Below are 10,054 nucleotides of genomic sequence, written 5' to 3'. Positions count from 1 at the left end.
CGCCTCCGCCGGCGCGGGGCGGGGGGGGGGGGGGGGGGGGGGGGGGGGGCGCCGCCCCCGCCCCCCCCCCGGGGCCGGGGGGGGGGGGGGGCCGCCCCCCCCCCCCCCCCACCACGCCGTCCTAGAGGGTGCCGGTGAGCAGTTCCGGACGGATCGGCGTCTTGTTGATCTCCAGACCGGTCGCCGCCCGGATCGCCGCGATGACGGCCGGGGTGGACGAGAGGGTCGGGGCCTCGCCCATGCCGCGCAGGCCGTACGGGGCCTTCGGGTCGGCGAGCTCCAGGACGTCGACCGGGATGGTCGGGGTGTCGAGGATGGTCGGGATCAGGTAGTCCGTGAAGGAGGGGTTGCGCACCTTCGCGGTCTTCGGGTCCACGATGATCTCTTCCATGATCGCGACGCCGAGGCCCTGGGTGGTGCCACCCTGGATCTGGCCGACCACGGAGAGCATGTTGAGCGCCTTGCCGACGTCCTGGGCGGTCGCCAGCTCGACGACCTTGACCAGACCCAGCTCGGTGTCCACCTCGACCACCGCCCGGTGCGCGGCGAACGTGTACTGGACGTGGCCGTTGCCCTGACCGGTGACCAGGTCGAAGGGGACGGTCGGGTGGTGGCGGTACTCGAGCTCGAGGTCGATCGCGTCCTCGCCCTCCAGGATCTCGGCGATGTCCGCGAGGACCTCGCCGCCGTCGGTGACGATCTTGCCGCCTTCGAGCAGCAGGTCGGCCGTGGCCCACGCCGGGTGGTACGAGCCGTTCTTGCGGCGGCCGATCTCCAGCACGGCCTCGCGGACGGCCTCACAGGTGTTCTTCACCGCGCCACCGGTCATGTACGTCTGCCGGGAGGCGGACGTGGAACCGGCGGAGCCGACCTGGGTGTCGGCCGGGTGGATGGTCACCTGCGTGACGCCCAGCTCCGTACGGGCGATCTGCGCGTGGACGGTGATGCCGCCCTGGCCGACCTCCGCCATGGCCGTGTGGACCATCGCGACGGCCTCGCCGTTGATGACCTCGAGGCGCACGCGGGCGGTCGAGTAGTCGTCGAAGCCCTCGGAGAAGCCGACGTTCTTGATGCCGACCGCGTAGCCCACGCCGCGGACGACGCCTTCGCCGTGGGTGGTGTTGGAGAGGCCGCCGGGCAGCGCGCGGACGTCCGCGCTCTCGCCGGCGGTCTCCCACTGGCGCTCGGGCGGCAGCGGGCGGGCCTTGACCCGGCGCAGCAGCTCGGCGACGGGCGCCGGGGCGTCCACGACCTGGCCGGTGGGCATGACCGTGCCCATCTCCATGGCGTTCAGCTGGCGGAACTCGACCGGGTCCATGCCCAGCTTCTGCGCGAGCTTGTCCATCTGGGCCTCGTAGGCGAAGCAGGCCTGGACGGCGCCGAAGCCGCGCATCGCGCCACAGGGCGGGTTGTTCGTGTAGAGCGCGATCGCCTCGATGTCCACGTCCTCCAGGACGTACGGACCGACCGAGAGGGAGGACGCGTTGCCCACGACCGCCGGGGAAGCCGACGCGTACGCGCCGCCGTCCAGGACGATCTTGCACTTCATGTGCGTGAGCTTGCCGTCCTTGGTGGCGCCGTGCTCGTAGTAGAGCTTCGCCGGGTGGCGGTGCACGTGGCCGAAGAAGGACTCGAACCGGTTGTAGACGATCTTGACCGGCTTGTTCGTGGCCAGCGCCAGGAGGCACGCGTGGATCTGCATCGAGATGTCCTCGCGGCCGCCGAAGGCACCGCCGACGCCCGAGAGCGTCATGCGGACCTTCTCCGGCGGCAGGCCCAGGACCGGGGCGATCTGCCCGAGGTCCGAGTGCAGCCACTGGGTGGCGACGTACAGCTCGACGCCGCCGTCCTCGGAGGGCACGGCCAGGCCGGACTCCGGGCCGAGGAAGGCCTGGTCCTGCATGCCGAAGGTGTACTCGCCCTCGACGATGACGTCGGCGCGCTTGCGGGCCTCTTCCACGTTGCCGCGGATGATGGGCTGGCGGTGCACGATGTTCGGGTGCGGGACGTGACCGATGTGGTGGTCGTCGCGGCCCTCGTGGATCAGCGGCGCGCCCGGGGCGAGGGCCGAGGCCTCGTCCGTGACGAGCGGCAGCTCGCGGTAGTCGATCTTGATCTTGGCGGCCGCGCGGCGGGCGGTCTCCGGGTGGTCGGCGGCCACGAGGGCGACCGGCTCACCGTGGTGACGCACCCGGCCGTTGGCGAGCACCGGGGTGTCCTGGATCTCCAGGCCGTAGTTCTTCATCTCGGCCGGCAGGTCGTCGTACGTCAGCACCGAGTAGACGCCCGGCATCGCCAGGGCCTCGGAGATGTCGATCGAGACGATCTCGGCGTGGGCCACGGTGCTGCGCAGGGTCTGGCCCCACAGCATGTCCTCGTGCCACATGTCCGAGGAGTACGCGAACTCACCGGTCACCTTGAGCGTGCCGTCCGGACGCAGCGTGGACTCGCCGATGCCGCCCTTGGTGTGCTTCTGCGTGACGTTGGTCGGCGTACCGGCCGGAACCGTGCGCGTGTTCTGAGCCATGGTCAGACCGCCTCTGACTGACGGGCGGCCGCGAGGCGGACCGCGTCGAGGATCTTCTCGTAGCCCGTGCAGCGGCAGAGGTTGCCGGACAGGGCCTCGCGGATGTCCTGGTCGGACGGGGAGGAGTTCTCCTCCAGCAGCGCGTCGGCCTGGACCAGGAGGCCCGGGGTGCAGAAACCGCACTGCACGGCGCCGGCGTCGATGAACGCCTGCTGGATGGTGGAGAGCTCGCCGCCCTCGCCGGTCTGCGAGTCGCCGGCCCGCCCGTGGGCCTGCCACTGCTTGGCCGCGTCCAGGGAGACGCCGCCCTTGGAACCGCAGCCGCCGCCGGTGCCGCAGGCACCTCCGTGGCCGTGCTCGTCGCGCTGCTTGGCGAACTCCGCCAGGCCCTCGACGGTCACGACGTCGCGGCCCTCGACCTGACCGGCCGCGACCAGACAGGAACAGACCGGAACGCCGTCGAGGCGGACGGTGCAGGAACCGCACTCGCCCTGCTCACAGGCGTTCTTCGAACCCGGCAGGCCGAGGCGCTCGCGCAGGACGTACAGGAGGGACTCGCCCTCCCAGACGTCGTCGGCTTCCTGCTGACGGCCGTTGACAGTGAAATTGACGCGCATGATTACGCAGCCCCTTCGAGCGAGCGGCCGTTGTTCGAACCGCGGTACTGCTCCCACGTCCAGACGAGCTGACGGCGAGCCATGATGCCGACCGCGTGGCGGCGGTACTTCGCCGTGCCGCGGACGTCGTCGATCGGGTTGGCCGCGCCGGAGGCGAGGTCACCGAACTGCTTGGCGATCGACGGGGTGATGACCTTGCCCGACTCCCAGAAGCCGCCCTCTTCGAGCGCGGCGTTCAGGAACTCCTCGGCCGCCTTCGCCCGGATCGGGGTCGGCGCGGCCGAACCGATGCCGGTACGGACGGTGCGGGTCTCGGGGTGCAGCGCCAGGCCGAACGCGCAGACGGCGATGACCATCGCGTTGCGGGATCCGACCTTCGAGTACTGCTGGGGGCCGTCCGCCTTCTTCACGTGGACGGTCTTGATGAGCTCGTCGGCGGCCAGCGCGTTGCGCTTCACGCCCGTGTAGAAGGCGTCGATCGGGATCAGGCGAGAGCCGCGCACGGACTCCACCTCGACCTCGGCGCCCGCCGCGAGCAGCGCGGGGTGCGCGTCACCGGCCGGCGAGGCACAGCCGAGGTTGCCGCCGACACCACCGCGGTTGCGGATCTGCGGGGACGCGACCGTGTGCGAGGCGAGCGCGAGTCCGGGAAGCTCCGCGCGGAGGTTCTCCATGATCTGCGTGTACGGGACGGAGGCGCCCAGCCGGACCACGTCCTCGCCGACCTCCCACTCCCGCAGGAGACCGATGCGGTTCAGGTCCAGAAGGTACTCCGGCCGACGGTGGTCGAAGTTGATCTCGACCATCACATCGGTGCCACCCGCAATCGGCACAGCTGTGGGGAACTCGGCCTTAGCGGCGAGCGCCTCCTCCCAGCTGGCGGGGCGAAGGAAGTCCATGTGTGGCTCTCTTCTTCTCAATCGGGTCGTTCACTTCAAGCCAGGAGGCCCAAGAGCCCTCGACTGGTCGTTCACGTGCTGTTAACGCGGTGTGGACTCAGTACACCGGCCGCCCGTCCCCCGGGTGCAGTCACCGAAACCATGAAGGAGTTGGCTGACGGCCTCCCTCGTCTTGTAGATTCGTATGAAAGGCAGGATGCGACGACCTGCCCGATTTCCAAGGGCAACATTCGAGACAGATCGGCGGCGACATCATGCGGCTTCGCGCACTGCTGGAGACCGAGGCGCTGGGGCTGCGGCTGCTCGGCGGCCAGGAAGAACTCGACCGGACGGTCCGCGGGGTCATGACGACCGACCTGCGCGATCCCAGCCGATACCTCTCCGGAGGTGAGCTCGTCCTCACCGGCCTGGCATGGAGACGAAATTCAGCCGACTCCGAGCCGTTCGTACGAATCCTCGCCGGCGCTGGCGTGGCGGGGCTCGCGGCGGGCGAGGCGGAGCTGGGTGACATTCCCGACGATCTCGTCTCGGCCTGTGTGCGCAACCGTCTTCCGCTGTTCGCCGTGAACGAGGACGTTGCATTCGCCACGATCACCGAGTACGTGGTGCGCCAGGTCTCGGGAGAGCGGGCCGGTGATCTCGCCGCCGTCGTGGACCGCCACCGCCGCCTGATGACCTCCGGGCCCGCCGGTGGCGGCCCCGACGTGGTGCTCGATCTGCTCACCACCGACCTCGACCTCCGGGCCTGGGTGCTCTCCCCCACGGGCCGGCAGATCGCCGGAGCCGGCGAGCCGCTGGCGCCGGGCGTCTGCGCGGCCCTGGCGGGCGAGCACCTCGCGGCGGTCCGGACGGGCCGCCGGGGACCGCACCGGATCTCCCTCCAGGGTATGACCTACTCCCTGTTCCCGATCAGGGGACACGGGCGGGGCGGGGCCGGCCAGACCGCCCCCCGGGACGTGCGCGAGAGCGTGCTCTCCGACTGGCTGCTGGCCGTCGAGGCCGACGCGGGCGACTGGCCGGCCGAGCGGCTGGACCTGCTCCAGGGCGTCACCCAGCTGATCGCGGTCGAGCGGGACCGCCGCGACGCGGCGCGCACCGTGCGCCGCCGCCTCGCCCAGGAGGTCCTGGAGCTGGTCCAGACGGGCGCCCCGCCCGCCGAGATCGCCGCCCGCCTGCGGGTGGCCGCGCCGGTGCTCCTGCCGGGCCTGGGCTCCGCCCCGCACTGGCAGGTCGTCGTGGCCCGGGTGGACTGGGACGGCGGCGACATCGCCGGCGGCCCCGTGGCCCAGTCGCTGCTCGAGGAGATCCTCGTGGACCCCTCGGTCTCCGGGCCGGAGCCCTCGGACCGGATCGCCGTCGCACACGCCGGGGACGAGGCGATCGCCCTCGTACCGCTGCCCGCGCCGGCCGGCGAGCCCGGCGAGGAGAAGGGTCCCGACACCGCCCTGCACGCGGAAACGCTGCTCGCGGCGGTACGCGAGCCCCTGGCGGCCGGGCTCGCCGACGACGGCCGGATCACGCTGGGCGTGAGCGCGGCCGTGCACTCCGCCGAGGGGCTCCGCGGAGCCCTGGAGGAGGCCCGGCACGCCCGCCGGGTCGCGGCGGCCCGTCCGGGCCGGGTCTGCGCGGCCGGGCACCACGAGCTGGCCTCGCACGTCCTGCTGCTCCCGTTCGTCCCGGACGACGTCCGCCGCGCCTTCACGGCCCGGCTGCTGGACCCGCTGCGGGACTACGACCGCCGCCACCGGGCGGAGCTCATCCCCACGCTCGAGGCGTTCCTGGACTGCGACGGCTCGTGGACCCGCTGCGCGACGCGGTTGCACCTGCACGTCAACACGCTGAGGTACCGGGTCGGGCGAATCGAGCAGTTGACGGGGCGGGACCTCTCCCGGCTCGAGGACAAGCTCGACTTCTTCCTCGCCCTGCGGATGAGCTGAGGCCCGGCGCCCCCCTGACCGGCCGGGGAGCCGGTCGGGATCCGGTACAGGTCCGGTCGGCGGCCGCTCGGGGCCGAGCGGGGCCGGCTGATGATCCGTCCGGACTTTGTGAAAGAGTTCACCCGACCCCTTGGCCGAACCCGCCGATCCGTGCTCTCATTTCGCCCCAGGGCTCGACGACGTGCTGCTTGGTTGCTTTGGGGAGGGCAATGTGGCGTATACCGCCATGTCCGGTGCCGGAACTACCGGGGGAGACGACCCCCTCCAGCGGGCGATATGGCGGCTGCGCTCGCGCGGCTGTTGGACCGACGCGGCGGCCCTGCTGACGCCGCATTTACACGATGCCGGAGCCGCCGTACAGCGCACCGGACTGCTGGTCGAGCGCTGCCTGTTCACCGGGCAGGGCTGGGCCGAGGCGGAGGACGCGCTGCGGATCGCCGAGGCGGTGGCCCAGGACGACGACGACCGGGGCGCGGCCGCGTGCGAGCGGGGCCACCTGGCCTACGCGGCGACCGTGCTCGGCGTACGGGACCGGGCCGACGAGGCCCGCTCCGCCCTGGGACGGGCGGCGGCGCTGCTGACTCCGGGGTCCCGTACCCGGCCGCTGCTGGACTTCCGGCGGGGCCTGGTCGCCGAGCACCTGGCCGACGCCCCGCAGTCCGCGCTGCCCGCGTACCAGCGGGCCCACGCGGGGGCGCTCGCCCACGGAGACACCCTCCTGCTGTCCTTCACGTGGCGGCACCTGGCCGCACTGGCCCTGCGGGACGGAGAGGTGGCGGAGGCCCGCAAGGGCTTCGCGGAGTCCCTGCGCATCCGGGAGGACCTGGGCTTCCTGGTGGGCACGGCCCCGGCGCTGGCGGCCCTGGCGGAAGCGGAGCCGGAGCCCGAGGCGGCCCGCCTGCGCGCGGAGGCCCGCCGGCTGTTCCACCTCCTGGGCGGCATCCCCACCTGGCTCGCCGAGCAGCTCCACCCTGCCGTGCCGTCCTGACGCCGGGACCGCCCCGCGGTCCGTCCGGCCCCGCCGGGTGATCCGGCCCCCGGGGAGGGCCGGGGAGGGGCCCGGACGGCGGCGCGGCCGGCCCCGCCGGCCGCCGCCGCCCCGGGCGCCGCGTCACGCGACGAAGTGGGACCGGATCAGGGATTCGGCGAGGGGGACGTCCCCCTCGGCCAGGGCGTCGAGCAGGGCCACGTGCTCCGCCGCGTCCGCGGCGAGGGCCCGGACGCGGAGGTTCGAGGGGCCCGGGTCGGGCCACTGGGCGCGGCGGTGGAGGTCGCCCGCCACGAGCAGGAGCTGCGCGTTGCCCGCCAGCTCCAGCACCGCACGGTGAAACGCCCGGTCCGCCTCCGCGTACCCCGCGTGGTCCCCCGACGCCGCCGCGCGCACCGTCTCCAGCGCCGCCGGCCGCACACCGGCCCACGCCGCCGGACCGGCCGTACGGGCCAGCCGCAGCATCACCGGGACCTCCAGCAGTGCCCGGACCTCCGCCAGTTCGGCCCGCTCGACCGGGGTCCGGGTCAGCACCCGGAAGCCACGGTTCGGAAGGCATTCGACGGCGCCCTCCAGCGCCAGCTGCTGCATCGCCTCGCGCACCGGCGTCGCCGAGACCCCGAACCGCTCGCCCAGGGCGGGGCCGGAGTAGATCTCCCCCGGGGCCAGCCGGCCGTCGAACAGCGCCTCGCGCAGGGCGTCGAGGATCTGTCCGCGCACCGAATGGCGGGACACCTTCCGCGGCGTCTGCTGCTCCGGAACCCGGGCTCGGGCCGTGTCACGCACTCGGTCCTCCTACGGGTCCAGGCCTGACCAGAGAATATCCCGAACCCGCGGCAGGTCAGGTAAGGTAAGGCTAACCTGTCAACGATCGCGTGATTCGGTGGTCTCCCATGCCCGTCACGGCCGTCAACCCCGTCAGTGCGCCCGTCCCGGACGGCTCTCCCCTGGCGGACGCGTACGCACGGCTGACCCGGGCCTACGGCGGACTGCGCGTCACCGAGCTCGCCGCCCACGAACCCTCCCCCCGCGGTGCGGGGTGGGTCGGCGCGGACGAGCTCGCGGCGGGCGGCGAGGCCGTGGACGCGTTCCTCGCCTGGGACGACGCCCAGGTGCTGCGCGACTACGGGACCCGGGCCCGGCCCGACGTGGTGGCGGGCTTCGGGCTCCACCGGTACGCGTGGCCCGCCTGCCTGCTGATCACGGCGCCCTGGTTCCTGGACCGCCGCGTGCCCCTGCTGCCCCCGGACGGCGTGTCCTTCCACCGGACCCAGGGGCGGATGGCCGTCCGCGCGGAGTCCTTCGCCTGCCTGCCGGACGACCCGGCGGCCGCGCTCCCCGGGGCCCGGGTCGTACCGGACGAGGAGGCGCTGCGCGAGGAGGTGCGGGCCTCGGTGGCCCGGCACCTCGGGCCGGTGCTGGAGGGCTTCGGCCCACGCCTGCGGCGCGGCCGGCGCGCCCAGTGGGGCATGGTGACCGACGAGATCGTCGAAAGCCTCTGGTACGTCGGCCACCTGCTCGGCGAGGCCGAGGAGCGGCGGACCATGGCCGAACTGGAGCTGCTCCTGCCCGGCGCGACCGCCCCGTACACGGGCGGCGCCGGCTTCCGCCGACTCGAAGGCCCGGACGGCCGGGAACTGCCCACCCGCGACCGGGCGAGCTGCTGCTTCTTCTACACGATCCGCCCCGAGGACACCTGCGTGACCTGCCCCCGCACCTGCGACGCGGACCGCGTGGCGCGCCTGACGGAGCAGATGGCCGCCGCCGCCTGACCCGTCGCGGCCGCCACGGTCCGGGCCGCCACGGACCGGGCCGTGCGTCGCGACCCTGCGTCGCGGCCGTCCGTCACGCCCCGGTCCGTCGTGCGCACTCGCGCGAACCACCCGGACGGCCGCATCCCCGGCAGGCGTCGTGGATCCACGGGCGCCGCGGGGGCGCCACCTTCGCCTCCGCCGTCCGAACCCACCCGTCCGGCTGACCGCGAATCGAACTCAACTCGGTCATCACGAGCGACAGTTCGAGTCTCAACACCCTATCCGGCGGGCTCGACCCCCCGATGGCGTCCACTTGACCCGAAACCCGCGTGTGCGGCGCACCGGCTGCGCCACTATGGCGCCCGGAAAGCCGCACCGGCCACAAGCCGAAGAGCCGCATACGCGAGGCAAGGACATCCGCATGAGACTGACCGACATATCGCTGGACTGGCTGCTGCCCGGCAGCCTGCTGATCCTGGGCGTACTTGCGGCAGTGGCGGTGCTGGCCCGGGGCAAGCGCGAAGGCGACAAGGCCGCGGCGGCCGAGGACAGCTGGGAGCGCAGCGAGGAGCGGCGGCGGCGCAAGGAAGCCGTCTACGGGACCGCCTCCTACGTGCTGCTGTTCTGCTGCGCGGCGGTCGCCGCCGCGCTCTCCTTCCACGGACTGGTCGGCTTCGGCCGGCAGAACCTCAACCTCTCCGGCGGCTGGGAGTACCTGGTCCCCTTCGGCCTCGACGGCGCCGCGATGTTCTGCTCCGTGCTCGCCGTCCGCGAGGCCAGCCACGGCGACGCCGCCCTCGGCTCCCGCATGCTGGTCTGGCTGTTCGCGGGCGCGGCCGCCTGGTTCAACTGGGTGCACGCCCCGCGCGGCATCGGCCACGACGGGGCCCCTCAGTTCTTCTCCGGCATGTCGCTCTCGGCGGCCGTGCTCTTCGACCGCGCACTGAAGCAGACCCGCCGGGCCGCCCTGCGCGAACAGGGCCTGATTCCGCGGCCGTTGCCGCAGATCCGGATGGTCCGCTGGCTGCGGGCCCCCCGCGAGACCTTCGGCGCCTGGTCGCTGATGCTGCTGGAGGGGGTGCGCACTCTCGACGAGGCCGTGGACGAGGTGCGCGAGGACAAGAAGGAGAAGGAGCAGGACCGGCACCGCAGGCGGGAGCAACACCGCCTGGACCGGGCGCACATCAAGGCGCTCGGCCGGCAGAACCGGGCGTGGGGGGGGCGGGGCCCCCCCCCCCCCGGCGACAAGCCGGGGCTGGGCCCCCGGACCGGGGGGGCGGCCCCGGGGGGCGGGGCGGCCCCAACGCGCAACGGGGGGGGGGCCCCCCCGCC

General features: G+C 73.3%; 8 protein-coding genes. 4 read left to right on the top strand and 4 right to left on the bottom strand.

Annotated features, from left to right (window positions below; translation table 11 throughout):
- Positions 1-121: 121 nt before the first annotated feature.
- Genes ACWF9Z_RS11250 through ACWF9Z_RS11240 form a run of 3 tightly spaced genes read right to left on the bottom strand, consistent with a single transcriptional unit; the run spans position 122 to position 4,043 of the window.
- Positions 122-2,527 carry a xanthine dehydrogenase family protein molybdopterin-binding subunit gene (locus ACWF9Z_RS11250; protein WP_453600289.1) on the bottom strand — a complete coding sequence of 802 codons (2,406 nt, stop codon included), beginning with the start codon at positions 2,525-2,527 and terminating at the stop codon, positions 122-124.
- A 2-nt stretch (positions 2,528-2,529) separates the two neighbouring features.
- On the bottom strand, positions 2,530-3,144 hold the full coding sequence (locus tag ACWF9Z_RS11245; protein WP_453600286.1) for a (2Fe-2S)-binding protein: 615 nt from the start codon (positions 3,142-3,144) through the stop codon (positions 2,530-2,532).
- A 2-nt stretch (positions 3,145-3,146) separates the two neighbouring features.
- The gene (locus ACWF9Z_RS11240; protein WP_453600283.1) at positions 3,147-4,043 is read right to left on the bottom strand and encodes an FAD binding domain-containing protein; all 897 of its coding nucleotides are present in this window, start codon (positions 4,041-4,043) and stop codon (positions 3,147-3,149) included.
- Between the two features lie 254 nt (positions 4,044-4,297).
- Between ACWF9Z_RS11240 and ACWF9Z_RS11235 the strand changes: the two genes are divergently transcribed.
- Positions 4,298-5,980 (top strand): PucR family transcriptional regulator, encoded by a 1,683-nt coding sequence (locus ACWF9Z_RS11235; protein WP_453600281.1) that lies wholly within the window; start codon positions 4,298-4,300, stop codon positions 5,978-5,980.
- 211 nt (positions 5,981-6,191) lie between these two features.
- Complete coding sequence (locus tag ACWF9Z_RS11230) at positions 6,192-6,968, top strand: hypothetical protein (RefSeq protein ID WP_453600279.1); 777 nt, start codon at positions 6,192-6,194, stop codon at positions 6,966-6,968.
- A gap of 123 nt (positions 6,969-7,091) precedes the next feature.
- Here the strand turns inward: ACWF9Z_RS11230 and ACWF9Z_RS11225 are convergent, their stop codons facing one another.
- Positions 7,092-7,754, bottom strand: coding sequence for a GntR family transcriptional regulator (locus ACWF9Z_RS11225; RefSeq protein ID WP_453600276.1), 663 nt, complete (start codon positions 7,752-7,754; stop codon positions 7,092-7,094).
- A 107-nt stretch (positions 7,755-7,861) separates the two neighbouring features.
- On the opposite strand from ACWF9Z_RS11225, the gene ACWF9Z_RS11220 reads away from it, so the two are divergent.
- Together ACWF9Z_RS11220 and ACWF9Z_RS11215 are read left to right on the top strand one after the other, a co-directional pair.
- On the top strand, positions 7,862-8,740 hold the full coding sequence (locus ACWF9Z_RS11220; RefSeq protein WP_453600273.1) for a (2Fe-2S)-binding protein: 879 nt from the start codon (positions 7,862-7,864) through the stop codon (positions 8,738-8,740).
- A gap of 403 nt (positions 8,741-9,143) precedes the next feature.
- Positions 9,144-10,054 (top strand): DUF2637 domain-containing protein (locus ACWF9Z_RS11215; protein WP_453600271.1); only part of this gene is annotated, 911 nt, incomplete at its 3' end.

It is taken from the genome of Streptomyces sp. NPDC054961 (assembly GCF_053609145.1).
The sequence above is the reverse complement of the archived record's forward strand: the minus strand, read 5'-3'. Positions and strand labels throughout refer to the sequence as shown.